Consider the following 23,377-nt stretch of genomic DNA (forward strand, 5'->3'; position numbering starts at 1 on the left):
AAACCCAGAATTTCACCTATGACCATGAAAACGATGAATATATTGCTTAGCACCATCCAAAAAATTGTAAAAAATTTAAAAACTATCACGTAAAGTACTTGTATACCCATGTGATTTGTGATATATTGTACATGTCGGACGGTGGTATGACCACCTGACAAGTTACAATAGGATGAACGGGAATTTTATTCAATTCGGTGTCCAAAAAATTATTATAAAAAATGGCCGGTACGTGTTCAGCCGGTCATTTTTCATTAATGTTTGACTTATGCCTGATTAGAGAGTATATTTTTTATAGGCCTCGAAAGACTTTTGAAACATTAGAGTCTTTTTTCAGTGAAACGAAGGCGACTGCCAAAAGGCTTGGCATCAGCCAAGTTTTCTAAAAATGAAAGCAGGTGAGAAAACTGGACGGTGACGGTTCCTACGGAGGAATAGAAATCTACAATAGTATAAAGCAGGAAAAAGTCTTAGTTTTCTTACGATTTTTTGAAGATTGAAAATAGTTCTGTCATCAAGCAGATAGCTTTTTTCATTTGGATTCTGAGACTTTCTTCCTGCGGAAAACGGGGGGGAAGCTGTGCTCAGAATCTATAAAAATGATGGAATTAATTACCAGGAATATGACCTGAACAGCCTGACGCGAAATGCCTGGGTCAACCTTGTTAATCCCGCGTCAGATGAACTTGTTCTGATTGCGGAAAAAACCAACTGCCCGCTTGATTTTCTTAAAGCGGCGCTTGATGAAGAAGAACGTCCGCGTATTGAAATCGAAGATGATTCTGCGCTTATTCTTATTAATATACCGGTCATGTTAAGTGAGACGAGTTATGACACGTTGCCTTTGGGTATCGTTATAACGACTGAAAACATTATCACGGTCTGTCTCGAAAATAACCCCGTTGTTCTCGAATTTAATGAGTATAACCGGCGGTCTTTCAATACGGCCAAGCGAACAAGGTTTTTGTTTCAGATCCTCTACAAGTCGGCAACGTATTATTTAAGATATCTGCGCCAAATCAGCAGGTTAAGTGAACAAATTGAAGTGGATCTGCGCAGAACCATGAAAAACAAAGAACTATTCGAACTGATGGATCTCCAGCAGGGTTTAACCTACTTTACTTCCTCGCTTCGTTCCAATGGCATTGTTATGGACCGGCTGCTGCGTATTCGCTCAAATAATCAGTGCCGGCATCTCATTCAGATTCATGAAGAAGATGAGGATTTGCTGGAAGATGTCATCATTGAAAATAATCAGGCTGTTCAGATGGTTGAGATGTACAGCAGGATCTTTACGAATCTGACAGATACGTTTGCATCCATTATTTCGAACAACTTGAATATGGTCATGAAATTCTTAACGTCGATGACGATTATTTTAGCGATTCCGACGATGATCGCAAGTTTCTGGGGAATGAATGTCAATGTCCCTTTCCGCGATTCAAATCCATATGGGTTTGGCTTCGTCGTGGCGATTGCTGCGCTGGTTACGGGAACTGCGGTATATATCCTGATTCGGAGGAAGATATTATAAGAAAAGATATTCAGTCTAAGATGGCGCTTCATTTGAGGCGCTTTTCCTATTGCTCGGGAAAAATGATAAAAAAATACCACCAATAGTCTGTGAGCTATCAGCAGTATACGAATACAAAAGATTCTTTACAAAAATGACTAAGTAAGAACAGAACATTACCGGTCAAAATAGATGTTTTTGCTGCTCGCATTCAGCGGGATTGCGACAGCGATATCCCCCTCAATTAACCCTATTTTTTTCGCAACGGCGCCTGCGGAATACATGATGCGGTTATCCGCGTTGAGTGTTCCGGCTGTCTTTACGGCTGATCCGAGCGCAATACCCAGGTCAATCAGGCGCCAGGGACAAAGCGGACCGTTAAATTCCGGCCCTTGCGCGACAGCTTCGAGCATCGCGCAGTTTGGATGGCCGCAGGCGCCGCAGTTTAAGCCGGCATGTTTGGCATTCTTCAGAGACAGTAAAACCAGCGCCTGAGAATTACGTATATTGGCAGCATCACGGTTGAAAAATTTCTTCCCGTTTTCCTCGCTGCACTTCGACATTTCATCGGCCAGATAAGTCAGTACAGATGATTCTGTAATGACCTTTACGTTTATGTAATCCTGTCCTTTTGCTTTCGGAGCAGTGACTGCGGACAAAGCCATAAGCTCTGCTACTGTTTTCATAATTTCCATATTTCTGCTTCTCCCTTCAAAATTGTGCGCTGTTCTAGTGTTTTTGGTATTTTGTAAGTATAATAGTACTATTATTATAACGAATTACCAGAACTTTGTAAAAATCTGCACGCCATTATATCCATATTTTTAAGATTGACAAGGATATTTAAAGGGTATTTAAATGAGGTGGAACTGATTTGACTGAAAGAATACTGACAGTATCGGAAGTCAACCGGGAAATCAATGACGCGCTGAAAAAACATAACGGTTTATGGAATTGCTGGGTGACAGGCGAGATATCTAATTTTAAAGATCATATTCCATCAGGTCACTGGTATTTTACATTGAAAGATAAAGAAGCCGGCATTAAAACCGTAATGTTTAAAACCAGGAATCTGACGGCCGGTTTTCAGCCTCAAAACGGAATGAAGGTGTCGATCCGGGGAAGTATCCGTCTTTATGAAAAAGACGGCAGCGTCCAGCTGTATGCGGAAGAAATCTACCCGAGCGGCCTCGGTGCTTTATACCTGGCATTTGAACAGCTAAAGAGCCGCTTGGCTGCCGAAGGACTGTTCGCCGCAGAGAAAAAGAAACCGATTCCAAGATTTCCTTCGAGGGTGGCCATTGTGACCAGTTCTACCGGAGCAGCGCTGAAGGACATCTTGCACATTGCCCGAAGACGCAATCCATTGGTTTCTTTAATCATTATTCCTTCTGCGGTTCAGGGTGAGGCAGCACCGGGAGAAATCGCCCGAGCTATTCAGCGGGCCAATCATTACGGAGAGATTGACCTGCTGATTGTCGGCAGGGGAGGCGGTTCCCTGGAAGAACTATGGGCTTTCAACACTGAGGAGGTGGCAAGAGCCATTGCCGCTTCCAGCATACCGGTGGTTTCTGCTGTCGGTCATGAAGTCGATTATACGATTGCGGATTTTGTTGCCGATTTAAGAGCACCGACGCCGTCAGCTGCTGCAGAATTGGTCATTCCGGTCCTTAACGAATTGAAAGACGGTATCCGTTATTATGAAGAAAAACTCACACAAAGGATCCAAAGCGTTCTGCGAACCAAAAGGCATAAAGTGGAAGAACTGATGTCCAACTCTGCTTTGGCCCGCCCGGGCTGGCGTGTCGAACAGTCCAGACAGAATCTGGATTATCTCTCCACGCGTCTTGTCGAGGGAATGACTGGATTTCTGACAGAAAAAAATGGTATACTTAGGTTGTTAAGCGCGAAAATTGACTTATTAAGTCCCTTAAATATACTGGGAAGAGGATATTCGTTAGCCTATGATATCGAGGGGAAATTAATCAAAACGGTAAGACAGGCCGCAGCAGGGGACGCTTTATCCGTGCGGCTCAGTGACGGGACATTAATCTGCGAAGTTACAGATATAGAAGAACTTCAAGCTTCAAACGATTCAAACGTCAAGAGAGGGTTACCATGAAAAAGAATAGCGATAAAGAAGCCTTCACCTTCGATAAAGGGATTGAAAGGCTGGAGCAAATCATTAATGATCTGGATCAGAACAATGTGCAGCTCGAGCAGTCCCTGGACTTGTTTGGGGAAGGAGTTAAGCTGATCAAACAATGTAACGGCCTTCTGGATTCGGCCGAAGCAAAGGTCAAAGTGTTGTTGGAAAATAGTAAAGGCGAACTGGTTGTAACCGATCAAGATTAGGAGTACAGACAGAAAATGTTTAAAGAACGCTATCATGACTATTTGGAGATGGTTGAACAATATCTCAATCATTTGCCGCTGGATCGGAATATCCTGGCCAGGAGTATGAACTATTCCCTGGTCGGCGGAGGTAAAAGGATTCGGCCCGTATTGGCTCTGGCCTGTGCGGAGCTTGTCGGCGGCCGTCCGGAAGAGCTTGTGTCAGAAGCAGCTGCGATCGAGCTTATCCACACCTATTCCCTGATTCATGACGATCTTCCGGCCATGGATGATGATGATTATCGCCGAGGTAAACTGTCTAACCATAAAGTGTTCGGAGAAGCGGGAGCCATTTTGGCGGGTGATGCCTTGCTTACGCTTGCTTTTGAGCTGCTGGCCGGACCTTCGGCAATAGAGGCTCAGAATAAATTAAGGGTCATCAGAGAGACCGCTCAAGCCGCGGGCTGGCAGGGCATGGTCGGCGGGCAGAGCCTGGATACGCTTGGAAACCTAGAAAACAGTACGCTGGCTGATATCGAGCAGGTCCATCATTTAAAGACCGGCGCTCTTCTGAAGGCTTCAGCTCGTCTTGGCGCAATTCTAGGCGGAGGATCGGAACCGGAGATTGAAATCCTGACAAGCTATGCTTTATACTTGGGATTAGCCTTTCAAATCAAAGATGATATTCTTGATGTTGTAGGAGAAAGTGCGGTTATCGGTAAATCCGCCGGTAAGGACCAGAGATCCGGCAAACCAACCTATCCGTCGCTGCTGGGGCTTGAGGGGGCCAGGGAACAACTGGAAAAAACGATCTTTCTGGCGAAAGAATCCCTATCTTGTTTTGGCCCGAAAGCAGCGTTTTTATTATCGCTGGCTGACTACACCGCTGAAAGAACAAACTAGATAAAAATGACGAATGACGGGAACAATGACAGAAACATCATCATGATAGAAAAAATTAATCAGGATGAGAGAGGATGATTCATCTCCATGAACCCAGTCTCTTCGATATTGAACAACAATATCATGTGGGTTTCGCTTTTTGCCTGGATACTTGCCCAATTTTTAAAGATCCTGATCAATTTTGTGATTGAGAAGGAATGGGATTTTGATCTTCTGACAAGTTCCGGTGGATTTCCAAGTTCTCATACAGCGATTGTCTGTGCCTTGGCCATCAGCATTGGCAAAACCGATGGCTGGGAATCTTCTCTGTTTGCGATTGCTGTTACGCTGGCTGTTATTGTCATGTATGATGCTGCCGGTGTCCGGCGCGCAGCCGGAAATCATGCCAGAATTATCAACTATCTTGTGGAATGGATGCGGCAGCACCCGACAGATTTTTTAGGTTATAATATTCAAGAGGAAAAGTTTAAGGAACTAATCGGTCATACGCCTTTTGAAGTGTTTGGCGGCGCAATTCTAGGCTGCGCAGTCGGTTTGATCTTTTAGTGACGCCAGAATGCAGCGCATTCTCATGTCGTTATTTTGAGCACGGGGTATAGGATTAGAAAGGCAGGATAGACTTTTGGTTCGCAAGAAACAAAGTGTTCGCTATATTATTACCGTATTTATTGCCACGTTTTTTATTGCTTCACTTCTGGGAAGTGGAACAGAGGCTTTTTTAAGGTTTTTTTCGGTAAGCCTGACCTGGATATTGCTCATGGTTGTGATTACGGTCGGAATCCTGTTTGATATCATCGGTATTGCGGTGACAGCTGCTGATGAAGCGCCTCACCATGCCAGGGCAGCCAAAAAAGTTTTTGGTGCCAAGCAGTCTGTCTATTTAATCAAACACGCCGATAAAGTCGCCAATTTTGCCAATGATATTGTCGGTGATATCACGGGAACATTAAGCGGGGCGATGGGCGCGACCATTATCTTAAGCTTAATCGCTAAATTTTCTGTTTTAAGTACCTGGAAGGTACTTTTAAATGTGTTGATTTTGGCCTTGATTGCTTCGCTTACTGTGACGGGAAAGGCCTGGGGCAAAACCATTGCGATTAACGAAGCAAATCGGATTGTTGATATGACCGGCAGAGTGATTGCCAGTGTGGAAAAGGTAACTGGACTGAGCATGACAAAAAATAAACGAGGAGGAAAATAATTTGCGGCTTCTGGACAAAATTGATTCTCCGACCGACCTGAAAAGCTTAAACGAAAGTGACCTGACAGTTCTGGCCGAAGAACTCCGTCAGGAGATGATAGATATTATTTCTGTGAATGGCGGTCATCTGGCATCAAACCTCGGCGTTGTGGAACTGACCCTGGCGCTGCATAGAGTATTTGACACCCCAACCGACAAGATTATCTGGGATGTTGGTCATCAGGCCTATGTTCATAAGATTCTAACCGGAAGGAAGGACGCTTTTAAGACGATCCGGCAATTTCACGGTTTGGCAGGTTTTCCGAAGAGAGAGGAAAGCGAATACGACTGTTTTGATACCGGACATGCCAGCACTTCCATCTCAGCTGCACTGGGCTTCGCCAAAGCCAGGGACATTAAGAAGGAAAATTATCATGTTGTTGCTGTGATTGGTGATGGGGCAATGAGCGGCGGGATGGCCTATGAAGCGATGAATCATGCCGGTAACAGCGACAGCAATTTAATTATTGTTTTAAATGACAACGAAATGTTTATCTCCCAGAATGTCGGCGCAATGTCCTCGTATCTGAACAAGATCAGGACAGATCCATCTTACGACAGAAGGAAGAAAGATGTCCAAAAGTTCATAAGAAATATCCCGTGTATTGGTTCCTCCATGGCCAAAGCAGCCGGAAGGGCTAAAGACGGCATTAAATATTTCTTGGTACCCGGTCTGTTGTTCGAGGAGCTGGGTCTGACCTATCTCGGGCCAATTAATGGACATGATATTGCGGCACTGGAAAAGGTTCTCCATCAGGCCAAACAAAAAAAAGGTCCGGTTCTGGTTCACATTAAGACCTGTAAGGGCAATGGGTATGAGCCGGCCAAGCAAAGCCCGGATATCTTCCATGGGGTAGGGCCATTTTCCAAAGAAACGGGTGAAATGGTTAAAAAGAATGCGCCGCCGACTTATACGGAAGTCTTTGGACGGACCATTTGTGAATTGGCGGAAGAGGATAACAGGATCGTTGCAGTTACGGCAGCCATGGGATCGGGGACAGGTCTGAACAATTTCGGCCAAAATTACCCCGAAAGATTTTTTGATGTCGGAATTGCCGAACCGCACGCGGTAACTTTTGCTGCGGCACTCGCGCTGGAGGGACTGAAACCGGTTGTTTCCATGTATTCCACGTTCTATCAGAGAGCGTATGACCAGGTCCTGCATGATGTCTGCCTGCAAAACGCCAAGGTCGTGTTTGCGGTCGACAGGGCCGGCGTCGTCGGCGAGGACGGGAAGACGCATCATGGTATATTCGATATCTCTTTTTTCAGAACGATCCCGAACCTCACCTTGATGGCACCGAAAGATGAAAATGAACTTAAACATATGATTCATACAGCGCTCACCTTGGACAACCCGGTAGCTGTCCGGTACCCGAGGTCGGCCGGTGTCGGTGTGAAGATTGATAAGGAATTCGAAACATTGCCGAAAGGCAAAGCGGAACTGCTGCGAGAGGGCCAGGATATTACCCTGATCGGTTTTGGGCCGGTTGTCAATTTTTGTATGGAGGCTGCTAAGCAGCTGGAGTCTGAAGGTATTCAGGCCGGTGTGATTAATTTGCGTTTTATCAATCCGATCGATCGGGAAATGGTGACTGCTGAGGTCCAAAAAACAGGGAGGCTGGTTACGGTTGAGGACCATATCCTCGCCGGAGGGATGGGCAGCGCGGTACTGGAAGTTCTCGAAGAAGAAGGAATTCAAGGTACAGCAGTCGAACGGATAGGATATGATGATTATGTTGAACACGGGGCAATTCCGCTTCTCCATCAAGACTGCGGCCTTACAATTGAGCATATTGTCAGTGTTTCCAGAGAACTGATGAAGAATAGATGTTAATGATTTATTAACGATTTATTAATGATTTTAAATAGATATAGAGCAAGGATGGGCATATCGTGGCCAAAAATAAATCCAGACTCGATCTTCTTCTGGTCCAAAAAGGATTGGTTGAAAGCAGAGAAAAAGCTAAAGCTTTAATTATGGCCGGAAAAGTCTATAAGGACAATCTTCGTCTTGACAAACCAGGCATCATGCTGGAAGAAGATACGGGCCTGATTGTCAAGGGAGAGATCCATCCTTACGTTTCGCGCGGAGGTCTGAAACTGGCCAAGGCGATGGACGTATTTCAGCTGGATCTGAAGGATAAGGTCATTGCCGATATTGGGGCGTCTACCGGTGGATTTACAGATTGTGCACTGCAGAATGGGGCTTCCAGGGTCTATGCGGTCGATGTCGGCTACGGTCAGCTGGCATGGAGGCTGCGCAGTGACGAAAGAGTGGTCTGCCTGGAAAGAACCAATGCACGTTACCTGACTGCTGACAGTCTCCCGGAAAAAGTAGACTGGATCGTATGTGATGTTTCATTTATTTCCCTGACCAAGATTTTTCCCTCGATGACAGCGATTCTGAAAGAAAGCGGACAGGGGCTGGTCCTCATCAAACCGCAATTTGAGGCCGGTCCAGAGAATGTCGGCAAAAACGGTGTTGTCAGAGACCCGCAAGTCCACCGGGGGGTTCTGCAAAACGTCCTGTCTGAAGCTCAAAAACAAGGATTTCTGGTCAAGGGACTAGATTTTTCGCCAATTCGCGGTCCCGAAGGAAATATAGAATTTTTAGCCTGGCTCCGCAAGGGAAATGAGCAAGAGGCAGCGGTATTCGACTGGAATCCTTGTCTGAATGAGCTTGTTCTGAAGGCTCAGGCAGGAACGGAGTGAACGGATGCGAAATAAGGTAGGGATATGGATTAACCATTCTAAAATTACGAAAGAGAGCATCACCCCTCAGCTGATTAATTGGTTCAACAGTCAGGGATGGGAAACTGTACCGGAATGGGACCAGGAGATTACGGAAGATGTTGATTTTGTACTTTCCCTTGGCGGAGACGGCACAGTCTTGAAAGCTGCCAGAGAAGCCGCCCGGTTCAACATCCCGGTTCTCGGCGTGAATTACGGCCGGCTTGGTTTTTTATGCGAGGTTGAGCGCGGCGAAATCTATTCTGCCTTAAAAAAGGTGCTGCGCAATGAATATACGGTCGATGAGAGACTCATGATGATTACTTCATATTTCAAAGACGGTCAGAAACAGCAGGATATGGTTCTGAATGATGTCGTTTTTATCCGGGACAGTGAAGAGACGCTGATAACGCTTCAGGTCAAGCTTTCCGGTGAACCGATTGCGAGTCCGCCTTCGGACGGCTTGATTATTGCAACCCCGACAGGTTCGACCGCCTATTCACTTTCAGCCGGCGGACCTGTTGTGAGTCCGGATGTTCAGGCCATGCTGATCACGCCGCTGGCTGCTCATGCGCTTTCGTCCCGGCCAATGGTCATATCAAACAAGGAAAAAATAGATATCAGTCTGACCAGAGGCAATAAATGCCGGGTGACCGTCGACGGGAAGTATCTGACGACCATGAATTCCGGAGATGCGGTCCGGATTGAGACGGCTCCGATCAAAGCAAGATTTATCCGGCTTGGAGGAAGGAGCTTCCCGAAGGTTGTCCGGGAGAAACTCCGGGACCGCTGGCATGAATCATGAGATGAACGGTGTCTTTAATCCGAAGGGAATCGAAAATACGCAGACAATGTTAAAAATGTATCTGCAGCACCTTATCCAGCCGGGAGATCAGGTGATTGATGCTACGGCAGGACGCGGCAAGGACACCCTTTTTCTGGCGGAATGCGTGGGTCCTGAAGGCCGGGTGTTTGCGTTTGATATTCAGGAAGAAGCTATCCAATCAACCCGGGAACTGCTCGCAGCGCATAAGATGCTCGACAGGGTAGCCTTATTCCAGGAGAGTCACACAGAGATTGGGCGCCTTGTTCCGCAAGGAATCAGAGCTGCCGTTTTTAATCTCGGATATTTGCCCGGGAGCAGTCAGACAATCATTACCGGGCCGGAGACAACGCTTCGGGCGGTAAATGATACATTGAAGCTGCTGGTTGCCAAAGGGGCCATCATGTTGACCGTCTATCGCGGACACAGCCGCAGCTTGGAAGAAGCAAATACACTGAATGCCTATGCAGCAGAACTGTCCAAGAAGGATTTTCATGTCCTGCAGGGAATGTATCTAAATCAAGGTGAGACATCTCCATATTGGCTAACAATTCAGAAGAACAGAGGTGATCATTCATGAAAAGCCGCCGTCAGAAAAAAATCCAGGAACTGATTACCAATGAACCGGTTAAAACGCAGGAAGAATTAGCGCAAAGGCTGCTCGAAGAGGGCTTTCATGTCACACAGGCCACTGTTTCGCGGGATATCAAGGAGATGGGTCTGATCAAGATATCCGGCTCGGACGATGAATACCGCTATGCCATTCAGGCTGAAGCGCATCCTCCCGGGTATCAGGAAAGATTGAAACGAATGTTCAAGGAAGTCGTGATCTCGTTCGACAGCAGCGAAAACATCATTGTGATCAAGACCATACCGGGAAATGCGCAGGCGATGGCGTTGCTGCTTGACAATATTGGCTGGAAAGAAGTGATCGGCACTGTAGCCGGTGATGATACCATCTTTCTTCTGATCAAACCTAAAGAACAAATAGAAATCATTCTGGAAAGACTAACCGAACTGAGCTGAACCATGCCTTAAAATCATGGATTGACTGCGTATGGCAAAGAGGAGGAGACCTATGCTCGTAGAACTTCGCATCAAAGATTTTGCACTGATGGAAGATGTCCATTTGGTTTTTGATAAAGGCTTGTCTGTTTTTACTGGGGAGACAGGAGCCGGAAAATCCATGCTGGTCGATGCGCTGGGTTTGCTTCTGGGCGGAAGAGCCAGCAATGAATTTCTGCGGCATGGCAAGGACAAAGCGTGTGTGGAAGGGATTTTTTCCAATCTGCCGCTGAAATTGACTGAAATGTTGCAGGACGAAGGATATCCGCTCGAAGATGATCTGCTATTTCTGTATCGGGAAATCAATGATTCCGGCCGGAATGTCTGCCGTGTTCAGGGCAGAACCGTCCCGTTATCCCTGTACCGGACATTCTGTGAAGGACTCGTAGACATTCACGATCAGATGGAGCACCAGTCACTGCTGCAGGCCGAAACCCAAAGGGAGCTCTTAGACAGTTTCGGCGGCGAGGAGCATTTAAAACTGCTGAAACAAGTCAGGGACGCGGCTGTCAATTACCGGAACACCATGTCCAGAGAAAGAGAACTCCTGCGTTCGGAGCGGGACAGGGAGAAAAGGGAAGAAATACTGCGTTACCAGATTGAGGAGATTGACCGGATTGCACCGGTTTCCGGGGAAGAGGAATCTCTGGAACAGGAGAAAAAGTTTCTGCTGAATGCCGAGAAGATCGTCAGTCTTGTCAATGAAGCCTATGATGAACTATATGCCGGAACCAAAGAAGCCTCTGATTCTGCTTTTGATATGATTGGGTCAGCCACGGAAAAAATGGGGGAACTCTCGGCGCTTGATCCTGAGATTGAGGAGCTGCATAAGAACCTTGAAGAAATCTATTTTAGTCTCGAAGATTATGTGACCAAACTGCGGTCGTATAAAGACAAGCTGGATTTTGAACCGGGAAGGCTTGACGGAATTGAAACCCGCCTGATTGATCTCGGGAAGCTCAGAAAATACGCGTATACGATTGAAGCTGTTTTGGAAAGACGGGTTGAAATGGAAGAAGAACTTGAAGAAATTACCCATCTTCAGGATGAAAAGGAAAATATCCGGCGCGAAAAGAAAGAAGCGCTGACAACGTATAATAATCTGGCGGAGGAACTTAGCCTGAACCGCGGGATCCAGGCTGAACGAATTGAAAAGGGCCTGGCAGACGAATTGCTCGATTTGGGACTAAACGAGGCCAGGATTGAAATCATATTCTCACCAGTCACCGAACCGTCGCCCGAAGGTGCGGAACAGATCGAATTTTATTTTTCCGCGAATGTCGGAGAACCTCCCAAGCCTTTGGCCAAAGTGGCTTCAGGCGGAGAAATGGCCAGGATCATGCTGGCTTTCAAAAGCTTATTATCGAAAGTGGAAACTGTGGATACGTTTGTTTTCGATGAAGTGGACAGCGGAGTCGGCGGCAGAACGATCATGAAGGTCGCTGAAAAGCTTGAAAAAATATCTGAGAACAGACAAGTGCTCTGCATTACCCACTCGGCCCCTATCGCGGCATTTGCCGACAGCCATTTTGGCATTGATAAAGTCGTTGTGGAAGACCGGACACAGACCAAAGTCAATCGGCTTGGCGAAAGTGAAAGGGTCCAGGAAATGGCCCGAATGCTTGGCGGTGAAAGAGTCGCGCTAAGCCTTGCGGAGGAATTATGGCAGCAGGCCAAAAAATAGTTAAAAATGTAATAAAAAAAGTGCCCTGTTATTTCGCATACAAAAGCGATAACAGGGTACTTTTTAAATACGGGCTTCCTTTACGACTTCCTTAAGTTTTGTTTATAAAGGTAATCGATCAGTACGACAATCCCGCCTACGAACAAGTTTAAATAATAGATGATGAATCTCCAGAGCATGATCGCATAGATCATAACACTGGAAGGGAAAACCAGCCCGAATATCAGGTAAAATCCTCCCTCGGATGCTCCGGCATTTCCAGGCGTCGGAATGTAATTAATCGCCATGTAATGCAAAGACTGCACAGCAAGAATATCAAACAGGGACGCGTCTCTTAAACCAAATGACAGATAGACAAAATAGGTTACGCAAAAGTACACGATGACTTGAATCAACGTATAGAGACAGGTTAGAAGCAGAGCTTTGCGGTCTCTCAGGAACAAGCGCAGAGAACTTCTGTATTCCTCAATATGTCTGGAAAAGATTTGATCGTTCATATTCTTGGCCAGTTTGATTTTATGAAGCAGTCTTAAGATCAGAAGGAAGACCTTTTTCACAATCAAACTGTTGTAACAGAGCAAAAGCAGAGCCAGCGTCGATATGATATTGATCATAAAACCTATAGCAATGAAGGTTTTGCTGACAGCACCCTGCTCAAAGATAAAATCATACTTAAAAATAGCCATAACCAAGGCGAAGGCAGTCACAATAATATGATAGATCGTAAATTTATTGATCGTGACGGATGAAGCCAGCCCCAGCGGGATTTTATAGTCATTTTTCATCGTATAGACCTGCGCGACAGGCTGTCCTCCTCCAGAAAAAGGAGTAATGGAACTATAATACTGTCCGATCAGCGCTATTTTCATATACTGCCAAAAACGGATACCTTGATCAGAGATCTCAACAATCACTTTAATAATTAACGCATCAAAAAACCAAAAAAGGACCATGCAGACAAATGCCAGGAATAACAGTCCTCCATCAGTTATGGCGATCAGGTGAGGTATAATACTAAATTTTGAACTGGAAATCAATATCCAGACGGTCACTGCAATGACCAGGGCTGTAAAGAAATAATTTACAAATATTTTTTTCATGTTTGTTTCCTTTTATAAGCATTGTAAAGCCTATTATAACCCAACAAATGACAAGAGTGCTAGCTTTTGTCATTTGTTTATTTCGCCATAAATTTAAGAAATCCTAGAAAACATTTCACAGGATGAAACCTTTTTATAAGGGAAATCTAATACTGCAATAAAAAATTTTATTGTATCTCTGCAGAGAAAAAAATACGTGAGGAGGGTGAAAAACTGAAGGGAAAAAACGGTTTGCATAAAAAACTAACCCGTATTATTTTCCGAATAGGAATTCTCCTCGTTTTTACCCTTAGTATTCAACAAATTGCAGGATTCTATCAGAAAACAGAAACCAGTCGTTTTTACCCGGTAATTAATTATCTCGATTTTTTTTCAGCAGGCAAGGAAGTCAATAAAGCACGGCCATCCGTTGTTCCAGGCGGACAATCCATTGGAGTGACCTTGCAGACCAAAGGAGTCTTGGTCGTAGGATATGCTCCGATCACGAACAAGGAAGGCAAACAGTCTTATCCTGCAAAGGATTCTGGAATAGAAGTCGGGGACATCATTTTAAAAATTAATGGCATCACAGCAACGAATGATTTTCAGGTAGCACAGGAAATCGATAAAAAATGCAAAGAAAACAAAACCATTGTGCTTGAGATCAAACACAAAGAAAAAATTCTGGAGAAAAAGATTCAGCCGGTATTCTGCTCAGAAACCCAACGATATCGGGTAGGGCTGTTTATCAGGGACGAGGCTGCAGGAGTGGGAACTCTGACATTTATTGAACCCAATACGAAAATATTCGGGGCTTTGGGACACGTCATCACGGATATTGATACCAATAACCAAATTGAATTAAGTGACGGCAAAATCGTCGAATCCACAATCTACTCCATTGAAAAAGGTCAAAGAGGAGACCCCGGAGAAAAAATTGGTACGTTTATGCTTCAGTCAAATTTCACCGGTAAAATTGCTAAGAATTCAGGCAGCGGGATATTTGGTATTTATGAAGGTGAAGTCCGGAATCCGTATTTCAGTACCATTGTGCCTATAGCCTGGAAATCCGAGGTTGAGGTTGGGCCGGCCAAAATCTATACGGTTTTAAAAGACAATACCATCGAAGAATTTGACATTAAAATAGAAAAAATTATGCAGTACCGGACTGACAACAAAAACATGATTATCCGGATCACCGATCCGGAATTACTGGAAAAAACCGGAGGGATCGTCCAAGGTATGAGCGGCAGCCCGATTATTCAAAATGGCAAAATTGTTGGCGCCGTTACGCATGTATTTGTCAATGATTCTACCCGGGGATACGGAATATTTATTGAGAAGATGATAGACGAATCAGGTATAATAAGTAAAGCTGCAGCCGCCCGCGAGGGCGGTTTCTTCAGTACATGCATGCTTATATTTTCTTATTATAAAAAATGGTACTTGATACTGAATATATATATTTTTCCAATAGATCAGAAGGAATTGGTAAATTCTTGTCGAAGAGTAACAGAATTGGATTTATATGTTTTTTCGGCGTATCTTTGGAAACTGGAGGATAGTTCGATGGAAACGAAAACGATAAAAGTTTTGTTGGCTGACGATAACCGCGATTTTATTGAAGTATTAAAGGAATATATAAGCAATCAAAAGGACATGGTGCTTTTGGGTGTAGCTTATAACGGAAACGACGCACTGGATATGATCAAAAAAGAGGAACCTGATGTCGTGGTCCTGGATATAATTATGCCTCATCTTGACGGATTAGGCGTTATGGAAAAACTAATAAACACGATCAAAAGGCCCAAAGTGATCATTTTAACTTCTTTTGGCCAGGAAAATATGACACAGCGGGCAGTTCAGCTGGGGGCTGATTATTACATATTGAAACCGTTTGATTTGGAAACGTTAGGGAAAAGAATACGGCAGCTGGTCGGGGTTTATGAAGCCGCTCCTTCGTTTAACAATATTTCAAATGCGATGTTATCTTCGAATATGAGCAGTGTTATCCAGGTTAACGCCAAAAATTCCAAGATGATTGAAGTTGAAGTTACCAAGATGATCCAGCAGATGGGAGTACCCGCGCATGTTAAGGGCTATCAGTATCTGAGAGATGCTATTGTCTCCGTGATCAAAGATGTTTCTCTGCTTGGTGCTGTGACCAAAGAATTGTATCCCATGATCGCCAAAAATTATGGGACGACTCCCAGCAGAGTGGAAAGGGCAATCCGCCATGCGATTGAACTAGCCTGGGACAGAGGAAATATTGATTTCATGAACAAATTTTTTGGCTATACGATTAATGTTGACCGCGGGAAACCGACAAATTCCGAATTTATCGCTATGGTCGCAGATAAGTTGAGAATTGCTGATTAATTGCCTGCTGAACTCAGCACCTCAGAATTTTATTTCGAATAAATTTCGAATAAATTCTGAGGTGTTTTAAATTGTTCAGCTATATACGATTGAATGGCGGTCTAGGTTTTGCCAAGATACTGGATGATCTGAGCCTTGTCTTCCCTGGAAGCATGATAAATTGGCTGAAGCTGGCCTTTGGAGATACCGGCCCATCGTAAATAGATAATTTGTTCGTATTGTTTTTCAAATACCGGATCAAAATATTTCAGATTTAAAATAATATAATGCTGATTGACCTGTCCGGTATCAATTCCCTGGGTCTGAATATCGACGGTGACAACTAAATCCACAGTGGAATCAGGAGAAACATAATTGGCGAGGGAGATCTGATCAACCTGGAGCGGTTCGGCATTTAAATCACTGTCTGCAAAGATGGCCTGGCAATGGAGTGAAGCTGCCGGATGCGTACCGACGTTGGTGAAATGAAAGCTGAATGTCAGATCATTTTTATGGAGGATCTCCACAGAAGGAGATTGCGTAAAGGTAAGGTAGGGTTTGACTGATTCCCGTTCTTCCTTCCAGGCTGTCAGGGAAATATAGACGGTAATCATGGAGGTAACAGCAAAGATAAAGGTTGTTATCGTTACCAGCAGCAGATAGGTGTTATGATGAGATTCAGTCGACATATTTACGCCTCCCAGACCAAACAAACCTATTCTATCTTAGTATGGAGGGAGACGATAATATGCCGGAAGCCGGTACAAAAAACATTATGAAGAGTGCAATCCACAGATTTTATGGAATACGAATACAGGAGGTTAGCATGGACAAAATCGGCCTGACAGAAAAATGTATTGCCGAACAGAGCGTATATTCCGGAAAGTTCATCAGTGTCAATCAGGATACCGTTGAACTACCGAATGGAAAAACGTCTATTCGGGAAATTGTAAGGCATCCGGGTGCTGTAGCCATCGTGCCTGAACACGAAGGCAAGATCCTGATGGTTCGCCAGTACCGCTATGCGCTGGACAAAGAGACGCTGGAAATTCCAGCCGGTAAAATGGACCCGGGTGAAGACCCGGAAACCTGCGCCTTAAGAGAATTAAGAGAGGAAACAGGTTATGAAGGAGAACTGAACTATCTTGGCTCCTTTTATACATCACCGGGTTTTACCGATGAGATTATCCATATCTACCGGGCACAGCATCTGAGCTGGTCCCCTCTGGACTGTGATGAGGATGAGTTTCTGAATGTGGTAGCTGTTCCGAGGGAACAGGCCCTGCAAATGGCAGGGAGCAGCGGGTTCTTTGATGCCAAAACTGCCATTGGTCTGCTTCTGGCTTTATAAACATTGTCCTAGTTGACATAGTCTTCTGCCTTCCTGAATATGATTTTCTTGAGGACAAGTCTTCGGGGAGGTAGAATGATGAAGAAAATGCTGTACGATCATATCAAGCAGTACTGGGTTATCTATCTGACGCTCTGCTGCGTATTTCTGGCAGGAGGTGTTTTCGGAGCAGTTGGGGTCGGTTCATTGGGCATAGAAAAAGCGAAAGAACTAACCGGTTTTTTTAACAGCCTGCTCGGAGAACAACCAACCGCCATCGACACGTCATTCCTTCAGCAGCTGGCCAGGGATAACTTTATTATGATGGCAGGGATATGGGTCCTCGGCTTGACGGTGATCGGAGCTCCGCTGGTGTACCTGATCGTCTTTACGAGAGGATTTATCTTCGGTTTTACCGTTGTGTTTATTATTCAGTTGAAAAAAATGATGGGCTTGGGCTTGGTTCTGTTTACGGTCCTTTTTCCATCGCTTCTGGCAGTTCCGTGTCTTCTGCTCGGAGCCGGTCTAGCGACTGTTTTTTCGTTTCTTCTGCTGCAGGGTAGGATGCGGGGCGATTTTTTGAAGAATAACTTTCTCCACTACTGTGGCATGGCCTTATTGATCTCCATCGCGGCTTTAGCCACAGGCGTGATACAGGGATATTTCACCATACTGGGGGCCCGCCTTTTTGGTTTATAGACAGGGTACGAGTCTTATTTTTTAAATTAAATATGAACGATAATCCCTAAAGAAAAGGATAATTCCTCCTTGCGTAGAAATGAACTGCGGGGAGGATATTTATGTCTAAAGATAGCAAATTAAGGGATGATCTGTTAGAAGATTATCTGTACCATCTGCGTGTTGAAAGAGGGCTTTCCGTAAATACCTGTTCCAATTACAGCAGGGACCTCTATAAATTTGTGCTTTTTATTCAGGAAAATGGCAGGACAGTTTTGCAGTGCAGTACCTCAGACCTGATCACTTTCATTCTGGATGAAAAGAAGCAGGGGAAATCTGCAAGAACACTGGCCAGGTATACGGCAGCCTTAAGGGGATTTTACGGGTATCTGCTTCAGGAAGACAAAAGAAATGACGATCCAACGGTCTTTCTGGCGGCCCCTAAACTCGAACAAAAGCTGCCCCACGTCTTGTCGGAAATCAATCTGACCAGGGCAATTGACCAGAACGATAGTCAAAATGATCTCAGCAGCAGGGACCGGGCGATTGTCGAGGTGCTCTATGGAAGCGGGCTCAGGGTCTCAGAGCTGATTGGACTCAGCCTGAACGATATTTCCTATCATTTAGGATATATTCGCTGCCGCGGCAAAGGGAATAAAGAAAGAATCGTACCTTTGGGTGAGCCCGGTATCCTTATCTTAAAGGCATACATTGATTCCACAAGGCAAATGCTGCTCGCCCGCAACCCGAAACCAACAGCAGAAGCCAGGAATATCCTTTTTCTCAATTCACGCGGCAAACCGCTGACACGTCAGGGTGTCTGGCTGATTCTGAAAAAATGGGCAGCGGAAAACAACTTGGGATCAAGTGTCTACCCGCATCTGTTAAGACATAGTTTTGCAACGCATTTGCTTGATAATGGCGCTGATTTGCGTTCGGTTCAAGAAATGCTTGGACATGCCGATATATCGACCACTCAGATCTATACGCATTTAACAAAAAAACGCCTGCTGGATGTTTTCCGCAAATCTCATCCGCGGGCTAAAAAAGGAGGAAATACAGATGGTTCGGGCGATACTGATCGTAATGGATAGTGTTGGCATCGGAGCAATGCCGGATGCAGCCCAATATGGCGATGAAGGAAGCAATACACTTGCGAATATATCCAAGCAGGCAGGCGGATTGAAAATCCCGAATCTTGAGCGTATGGGTCTTGGCAACGCACGCGAAATTCCTTTTGTTTCTCCCCAAAGCAATCCTGCCGCAAATTACGGGTTCATGGCTGAAAGATCAAAAGGCAAGGATACCATCACCGGCCATTGGGAAATGACCGGTATCATTCTGGATCAGGCCTTCCCAACTTTTCCGTCCGGCTTTCCAAATGATTTTATCAGAAGGTTTGAAGAACGAATCGGCCGGCTGACTTTAGGCAATGAGGTGGCATCCGGCACGGAAATTATGCAGCGCCTCGGGGCAGAGCATGTCAGGACTGGACAACCGATTGTTTATACCTCAGCCGATTCGGTATTCCAGATTGCGGCGCATGAAGGGGTCATCCCGCTAAGCGAACTGATGGAAATATGCAGAATTGCCCGGGAAATGCTGCAGGGTGAATTACGGGTTGCCCGCGTTATTGCGCGTCCTTTTCTCGGTGAAGCAGGCAATTATCAACGAACGACCAACAGGCATGATTTTGCAGTTGACCCCCCTGCCAGAACACTGCTGGACAGGATTACTGAAGCCGGGCAGAAGGTGTTGGCAGTCGGCAAAATCAACGATATCTTTAATGGCAAAGGAGTCAGTGAGCATGTCAGCTCCCGTGGAAATGACGATGGAATCAGCAAGACTCTTGAATATCTGCGGCGGGATGACCCCGGCTTGATTTTTACAAACCTTGTTGATTTTGATATGGTTTATGGACACCGCAATAATGTCAGGGGTTATGCCGAGGCCCTTGAGGCCTTTGATGCCAGAATTCCGGAAATTACCGGCATTCTCAGGCAGGATGATATCCTGTTTATTACGGCCGACCATGGCTGTGATCCGACGACAGCAAGCACAGATCATTCCCGGGAATACGTTCCGCTGCTTGTTTACGGGCCGAAGCTGAAGCAGGGAGTGAATCTTGGACAGAGAGCCTGCTTTGCAGATCTTGGAGCGACCATTGCCGAATATTTAGGGGTACAGTGGCTTGAAAACGGAACCAGTTTTTATACGGAATTAAAAGGAGAGAACCAGCATGATTAATGAACAAGTCATGACGACATGGCTGAATGATGCCCAAAATTTTCTGCTCAAGAAAATCCCATATATTCCTGAACTAGGAATCATTCTGGGTTCAGGTCTTGGCAAGCTGGCCGAACTTGTGGAAGATGCGGTCGTTATTCCGTACAGTGAGATCCCGCATTTTCCTGTGTCTACCGTTACAGGGCATTCCGGCAAGCTGATTGTCGGAACACTGGGGGACAGAAAGGTCATGGCTCTCCAGGGACGTTTCCATTATTACGAAGGTTATGAGATGCATGAAGTGACTTTCCCCGTCCGTCTGATGCAAACGATCGGGATGAAAGGCTTGGTCGTGACCAATGCCGCCGGCGGCATCCATCCGGACTACCGTCCCGGTGATCTGATCGTGATCAAAGACCATATCAATCTGACTGGAAGCAATCCGCTGCGCGGAGCGAATCTCAGCAATCTTGGACCGCGTTTTCCGGATCTCAGTGAAGCCTATGACGGCAAATGGAGAGAGCTGGCGCTCTCCCTGATGACGGAGCACGGCTTGAATCCACGGCAGGGAGTCTATGCGGCTCTCAGCGGACCGAGCTATGAGACGCCTTCGGAAATCCGTTATTTGAGAACGATTGGGGCCGACCTTGTTGGGATGTCCACCGTACCGGAAGTCATTGTTGCGAATCACGGCGGGATGAAAGTGCTCGGCATTTCATGTGTGACCAACATGGCCGCCGGGATCTTGGAGCAAAAGCTCGACCATCAGGAGGTATTGGCGACGGCGGATCGAATTGAGGAGACGTTTCTGCGGTACATGGGGCAGCTAATCGCGTTGCTGGACTAACGGTATGCATTATAGGCATGCTTTCACGCCTGGAAACCTCTTCAGGGGCTGTCTGGGTTTCCAAATTACTTTAGGGGTAGATCTCCGTGTAAAAATTCTATTTGGGTAGGTCAGCGTGCCACAGCACCGCTCTTCGGCTATTGCGCCCTCCGTGGCGCAAAAAGCCGCGCTACGCAATCCTGCTCCGCTCTTCGCGGAGCCGTGGCACGCTGACTGATCTGAGGGTTTTATTTCAGCGCAGATAATCGCAGATGATTGTTGAAAATACAGTTGTTCCAATGATAACTCATTTCTTTAGCTGGAAGCCTCATCTATTAACTGTGAGCTTTGTTCATCTGTGGATGTAGGGTTGTCGCTTTCGTATTGAAATGCTTGCGACAATGCCATGATAAAACGCTTCTTACATCATGACATGCACAATAGACTTAGACTTGTAATCAGTCTGGGTGTCACAACTCCGCGAGAAGCGGAGCACGATGCGGAGCGCGGCTTTTTGCGCCACGGAGGGCGCAATAGCCGAAGAGCGGTGCTGTGACACACAGACCAGCCCCAAATAAATAGTTATAAGGCGGCATGAATACGATGAGAATGGTTGAGCTGATTGAAAAGAAGAAAAACGGCTATCCGCTGACGCGGGAGGAGATCAGGTTTATCGTTCAGGGTTATGTTCAAGGAAAAATCCCGGACTATCAGGTCTCGGCCTGGGCGATGGCGGTCTATTTTAAGGGAATGACCGTTCAGGAGACATCGGAGCTGACCATGGCGATGGCGGAGAGCGGAGACCAGCTTGAACTGTCCCTTCCGGGGAAAGTATTTGTCGATAAGCACAGTTCCGGAGGTGTCGGGGACAAGACTACGCTGGTTGTCGCTCCGCTGGTGGCGGCCTGCGGCGTCCCGGTTGCCAAGATGTCCGGTAGAGGACTCGGACACACTGGGGGAACCATCGACAAACTCTCTGCTATTCCCGGATTCCGGGTCGAGTTAGGAGAGCAGGAATTCCTGCAGCAGGTCGGCAGGATCGGCTTAGCGGTTATCGCTCAGACCGGAAGGATGGTTCCAGCAGATAAAAAACTCTATGCCTTACGGGATGTTACGGCAACCATCGATTCGATTCCGATGATCGCTTCTTCGATCATGAGCAAAAAGATTGCTGCGGGTGCCCAGGGAGTTGTGCTGGATGTAAAATACGGCTCAGGTGCCTTTATGGCGACTTTGGAAGAAGCTGAAACACTGGCGGAAATCATGATTGGGATCGGTAAAAATCTGGGCAGAGATATGGTGGCGGTACTGAGCAGTATGGATCAGCCGCTCGGGAGGGCCGTCGGCAATGGTATTGAAGTTCTCGAGGCGATTGAGTGTCTGCAGGGGAACGGACCTGATGATTTAATGGAAGTGTGTCTGGAACTGGCAAGCTGGATGCTTGTGCTCGGGAAGAAAGCTGCTACAATCACGGAAGCTGGCGAGATCCTGAAAGATACACTGCAGAGCGGCAGGGCCTGGGAGAAATTTTTGGCGTTTGTTCAAGCCCAGGGAGGCGATACGGCCGTGCTGCATGCCAAAAACCTGCCCTTGGCTTCAGAGAAAATCGTTTATAAAGCCGAAAGAGCAGGTTATATTCAGCATATTGATGCCCGGAAGATTGGACTTCTGGCCATGGTTCTTGGAGCCGGCCGGGAAAACAAAGACAGTGAGATCGACTTTGGCGCAGGCGTTTATCTGTTGAAAAAGGCCGGTGACGCAGTTCAAGCCGGTGAGCCATTATGCATGCTGCATACTTCTTCTGCCGAAAAAAGTTCGCTTGGATTGGCAAAGGCTGCAGAGGCGATTACAATTGGCGAAGAAAAGCCGCTGCTTAAGCCAACGGTTTCGACAGTGATCCGGTAAAAGGGGTAGTAACAGCGAAGCTGTCACCAGAGGCAAAGTAAATGGTGTTATATGGGGAATTTGTTGATAACATCGTTATATTCTGCTTGTGCGTCTGTTATTGCTAATTTCAATATACTTCTAATGACTTTCGACTCTCGTAGGCAGAATAAGGTTGAATCAGTGCATCATCGATGCCTTGCTTTTTTAACCAGGTTAACGAAAAATGCCTTAATTTATGCGGTGATAAGTTTTGTGCCAGCTCTGCTTCTTCTGTATACTTAGCCAGGATTTTTCGGATACCACGGTCTGATGAATATTTCTTTTTTCATGAAGATTCAAACAGGTAAACGGCTTGTTTTTTGGACATTAAATCAGCGTGCATGGCCAGTAACTCCTTAAATGACTGAGGGAACGGGACAATGCGATCCTTGTTCCCTTTCCCTTTATTTATTCGTATTTGGCAGTAATGAAAATCAACATCTGCAAGCTTGATATTTATTAATTCACTAACCCTTGCGCCGGTATAAAGTAATGTTTTAACTATCATCATATCTCGGAAGGAAGTTTTTGGATTTCCAAACCACATCGTAAATATTGCAAATTCCAACAAAATTCTCCATTTATATATGGTAAAATATGTATATAAATTGAAAGGAGGATTTTTGGTACTAAAAAGGTTATCCATGTTTATATGCATA

General features: G+C 45.8%; 22 protein-coding genes and 2 pseudogenes. 20 read left to right on the plus strand and 4 right to left on the minus strand.

Annotated elements, in window-relative coordinates; translation table 11 throughout:
- Nucleotides 1-580 precede the first annotated feature (580 nt).
- On the plus strand, nt 581-1,534 hold the full coding sequence (locus OKX56_RS03725; protein ID WP_025205486.1) for a magnesium transporter CorA family protein: 954 nt from the start codon (nt 581-583) through the stop codon (nt 1,532-1,534).
- Nucleotides 1,535-1,689: 155 nt separating this feature from the next.
- On the opposite strand, the gene OKX56_RS03730 is transcribed toward OKX56_RS03725, so the two are convergent.
- A complete protein-coding gene (locus tag OKX56_RS03730) occupies nt 1,690-2,208 on the minus strand; it encodes a ferredoxin domain-containing protein (protein ID WP_019225585.1) in 519 nt (172 codons plus the stop codon).
- 179 nt (nt 2,209-2,387) lie between these two features.
- On the opposite strand from OKX56_RS03730, the gene xseA reads away from it, so the two are divergent.
- The 11 genes from xseA to recN all read left to right on the plus strand — a co-directional run bounded on the left by xseA (nt 2,388) and on the right by recN (nt 12,295).
- A complete protein-coding gene (xseA, locus tag OKX56_RS03735; RefSeq protein ID WP_019225584.1) occupies nt 2,388-3,635 on the plus strand; it encodes an exodeoxyribonuclease VII large subunit in 1,248 nt (415 codons plus the stop codon).
- On the plus strand, nt 3,632-3,868 hold the full coding sequence (gene xseB, locus OKX56_RS03740; RefSeq protein WP_019225583.1) for an exodeoxyribonuclease VII small subunit: 237 nt from the start codon (nt 3,632-3,634) through the stop codon (nt 3,866-3,868). Before xseA ends, xseB begins: the two co-directional genes overlap by 4 nt.
- Before the next feature lie 15 nt (nt 3,869-3,883).
- Entirely contained in the window at nt 3,884-4,750 is an 867-nt protein-coding gene (locus OKX56_RS03745; protein ID WP_019225582.1) for a polyprenyl synthetase family protein, read from the plus strand.
- Between the two features lie 87 nt (nt 4,751-4,837).
- Nucleotides 4,838-5,296, plus strand: coding sequence for a divergent PAP2 family protein (locus OKX56_RS03750; RefSeq protein WP_015042532.1), 459 nt, complete (start codon nt 4,838-4,840; stop codon nt 5,294-5,296).
- A 76-nt stretch (nt 5,297-5,372) separates the two neighbouring features.
- The gene (locus OKX56_RS03755) at nt 5,373-5,951 is read left to right on the plus strand and encodes a hypothetical protein (protein ID WP_019225581.1); all 579 of its coding nucleotides are present in this window, start codon (nt 5,373-5,375) and stop codon (nt 5,949-5,951) included.
- 1 nt (nt 5,952) lies between these two features.
- Entirely contained in the window at nt 5,953-7,827 is a 1,875-nt protein-coding gene (gene dxs / locus OKX56_RS03760; RefSeq protein WP_019225580.1) for a 1-deoxy-D-xylulose-5-phosphate synthase, read from the plus strand.
- Nucleotides 7,828-7,886: 59 nt separating this feature from the next.
- Nucleotides 7,887-8,705: a TlyA family RNA methyltransferase gene (locus OKX56_RS03765; RefSeq protein WP_025205487.1), complete on the plus strand. Its 819-nt coding sequence runs from the start codon at nt 7,887-7,889 to the stop codon at nt 8,703-8,705.
- 4 nt (nt 8,706-8,709) lie between these two features.
- On the plus strand, nt 8,710-9,528 hold the full coding sequence (locus OKX56_RS03770; protein ID WP_019225578.1) for an NAD(+)/NADH kinase: 819 nt from the start codon (nt 8,710-8,712) through the stop codon (nt 9,526-9,528).
- A complete protein-coding gene (mnmM, locus tag OKX56_RS03775; RefSeq protein WP_242871495.1) occupies nt 9,488-10,126 on the plus strand; it encodes a tRNA 5-(aminomethyl)-2-thiouridylate-methyltransferase MnmM in 639 nt (212 codons plus the stop codon). The genes OKX56_RS03770 and mnmM overlap by 41 nt, the downstream gene beginning before the upstream one ends.
- Nucleotides 10,123-10,572, plus strand: a complete 450-nt coding sequence (gene argR, locus OKX56_RS03780) for an arginine repressor (protein ID WP_019225576.1) — start codon at nt 10,123-10,125, stop codon at nt 10,570-10,572. Before mnmM ends, argR begins: the two co-directional genes overlap by 4 nt.
- A 52-nt stretch (nt 10,573-10,624) precedes the next feature.
- Entirely contained in the window at nt 10,625-12,295 is a 1,671-nt protein-coding gene (gene recN, locus OKX56_RS03785; RefSeq protein ID WP_019225575.1) for a DNA repair protein RecN, read from the plus strand.
- A gap of 80 nt (nt 12,296-12,375) precedes the next feature.
- Here the strand turns inward: recN and OKX56_RS03790 are convergent, their stop codons facing one another.
- Nucleotides 12,376-13,395: a lysylphosphatidylglycerol synthase transmembrane domain-containing protein gene (locus OKX56_RS03790; protein WP_019225574.1), complete on the minus strand. Its 1,020-nt coding sequence runs from the start codon at nt 13,393-13,395 to the stop codon at nt 12,376-12,378.
- A 231-nt stretch (nt 13,396-13,626) separates the two neighbouring features.
- Here OKX56_RS03790 and spoIVB point away from each other — a divergent pair.
- Together spoIVB and spo0A are read left to right on the plus strand one after the other, a co-directional pair.
- Nucleotides 13,627-14,727: pseudogene (spoIVB, locus tag OKX56_RS03795) on the plus strand (SpoIVB peptidase); the annotation flags it as partial.
- Nucleotides 14,728-14,943: 216 nt separating this feature from the next.
- Nucleotides 14,944-15,753, plus strand: a complete 810-nt coding sequence (spo0A, locus tag OKX56_RS03800; RefSeq protein ID WP_034362028.1) for a sporulation transcription factor Spo0A — start codon at nt 14,944-14,946, stop codon at nt 15,751-15,753.
- A gap of 101 nt (nt 15,754-15,854) precedes the next feature.
- On the opposite strand, the gene OKX56_RS03805 is transcribed toward spo0A, so the two are convergent.
- Nucleotides 15,855-16,421: a hypothetical protein gene (locus tag OKX56_RS03805; protein ID WP_019225573.1), complete on the minus strand. Its 567-nt coding sequence runs from the start codon at nt 16,419-16,421 to the stop codon at nt 15,855-15,857.
- 137 nt (nt 16,422-16,558) lie between these two features.
- Here OKX56_RS03805 and OKX56_RS03810 point away from each other — a divergent pair, with 137 nt between their 5' ends.
- The 6 genes from OKX56_RS03810 to OKX56_RS03835 all read left to right on the plus strand — a co-directional run bounded on the left by OKX56_RS03810 (nt 16,559) and on the right by OKX56_RS03835 (nt 22,697).
- Nucleotides 16,559-17,083: an NUDIX hydrolase gene (locus OKX56_RS03810; protein WP_025205492.1), complete on the plus strand. Its 525-nt coding sequence runs from the start codon at nt 16,559-16,561 to the stop codon at nt 17,081-17,083.
- A gap of 78 nt (nt 17,084-17,161) precedes the next feature.
- A complete protein-coding gene (gene spoIIM / locus OKX56_RS03815) occupies nt 17,162-17,761 on the plus strand; it encodes a stage II sporulation protein M (protein WP_019225571.1) in 600 nt (199 codons plus the stop codon).
- A gap of 101 nt (nt 17,762-17,862) precedes the next feature.
- Nucleotides 17,863-18,834 carry a site-specific tyrosine recombinase XerD gene (xerD, locus tag OKX56_RS03820; protein ID WP_019225570.1) on the plus strand — a complete coding sequence of 324 codons (972 nt, stop codon included), beginning with the start codon at nt 17,863-17,865 and terminating at the stop codon, nt 18,832-18,834.
- Nucleotides 18,803-19,987 carry a phosphopentomutase gene (locus OKX56_RS03825; protein ID WP_019225569.1) on the plus strand — a complete coding sequence of 395 codons (1,185 nt, stop codon included), beginning with the start codon at nt 18,803-18,805 and terminating at the stop codon, nt 19,985-19,987. Before xerD ends, OKX56_RS03825 begins: the two co-directional genes overlap by 32 nt.
- A complete protein-coding gene (locus OKX56_RS03830; RefSeq protein ID WP_025205493.1) occupies nt 19,980-20,813 on the plus strand; it encodes a purine-nucleoside phosphorylase in 834 nt (277 codons plus the stop codon). The genes OKX56_RS03825 and OKX56_RS03830 overlap by 8 nt, the downstream gene beginning before the upstream one ends.
- A 582-nt stretch (nt 20,814-21,395) precedes the next feature.
- Nucleotides 21,396-22,697, plus strand: coding sequence for a pyrimidine-nucleoside phosphorylase (locus OKX56_RS03835; protein ID WP_025205494.1), 1,302 nt, complete (start codon nt 21,396-21,398; stop codon nt 22,695-22,697).
- Between the two features lie 109 nt (nt 22,698-22,806).
- Here OKX56_RS03835 and OKX56_RS03840 read toward each other — a convergent pair.
- A pseudogene (locus OKX56_RS03840) lies at nt 22,807-23,376 on the minus strand (tyrosine-type recombinase/integrase).
- Nucleotide 23,377: the final 1 nt, after the last annotated feature.

Origin of the sequence: Dehalobacter sp. (assembly GCF_030063005.1) — a bacterium.
GTDB classification, from domain to species: Bacteria; Bacillota; Desulfitobacteriia; order Desulfitobacteriales; family Syntrophobotulaceae; genus Dehalobacter; species Dehalobacter restrictus.

Coding starts and splice junctions, on each gene's coding strand:
- xseB (WP_019225583.1), top strand. CDS start 3,632: ATGAAAAAGAATAGCGATAAAGAAGCCTTCACCTTCGATAAAGGGATT.
- recN (WP_019225575.1), top strand. CDS start 10,625: ATGCTCGTAGAACTTCGCATCAAAGATTTTGCACTGATGGAAGATGTC.
- OKX56_RS03730 (WP_019225585.1), bottom strand. CDS start 2,208: ATGGAAATTATGAAAACAGTAGCAGAGCTTATGGCTTTGTCCGCAGTC.
- OKX56_RS03835 (WP_025205494.1), top strand. CDS start 21,396: ATGAGAATGGTTGAGCTGATTGAAAAGAAGAAAAACGGCTATCCGCTG.
- OKX56_RS03745 (WP_019225582.1), top strand. CDS start 3,884: ATGTTTAAAGAACGCTATCATGACTATTTGGAGATGGTTGAACAATAT.
- OKX56_RS03810 (WP_025205492.1), top strand. CDS start 16,559: ATGGACAAAATCGGCCTGACAGAAAAATGTATTGCCGAACAGAGCGTA.
- spoIIM (WP_019225571.1), top strand. CDS start 17,162: ATGAAGAAAATGCTGTACGATCATATCAAGCAGTACTGGGTTATCTAT.
- xerD (WP_019225570.1), top strand. CDS start 17,863: ATGTCTAAAGATAGCAAATTAAGGGATGATCTGTTAGAAGATTATCTG.
- OKX56_RS03825 (WP_019225569.1), top strand. CDS start 18,803: ATGGTTCGGGCGATACTGATCGTAATGGATAGTGTTGGCATCGGAGCA.
- OKX56_RS03750 (WP_015042532.1), top strand. CDS start 4,838: ATGAACCCAGTCTCTTCGATATTGAACAACAATATCATGTGGGTTTCG.
- OKX56_RS03805 (WP_019225573.1), bottom strand. CDS start 16,421: ATGTCGACTGAATCTCATCATAACACCTATCTGCTGCTGGTAACGATA.
- argR (WP_019225576.1), top strand. CDS start 10,123: ATGAAAAGCCGCCGTCAGAAAAAAATCCAGGAACTGATTACCAATGAA.
- OKX56_RS03790 (WP_019225574.1), bottom strand. CDS start 13,395: ATGAAAAAAATATTTGTAAATTATTTCTTTACAGCCCTGGTCATTGCA.
- OKX56_RS03770 (WP_019225578.1), top strand. CDS start 8,710: ATGCGAAATAAGGTAGGGATATGGATTAACCATTCTAAAATTACGAAA.
- OKX56_RS03830 (WP_025205493.1), top strand. CDS start 19,980: ATGATTAATGAACAAGTCATGACGACATGGCTGAATGATGCCCAAAAT.
- spo0A (WP_034362028.1), top strand. CDS start 14,944: ATGGAAACGAAAACGATAAAAGTTTTGTTGGCTGACGATAACCGCGAT.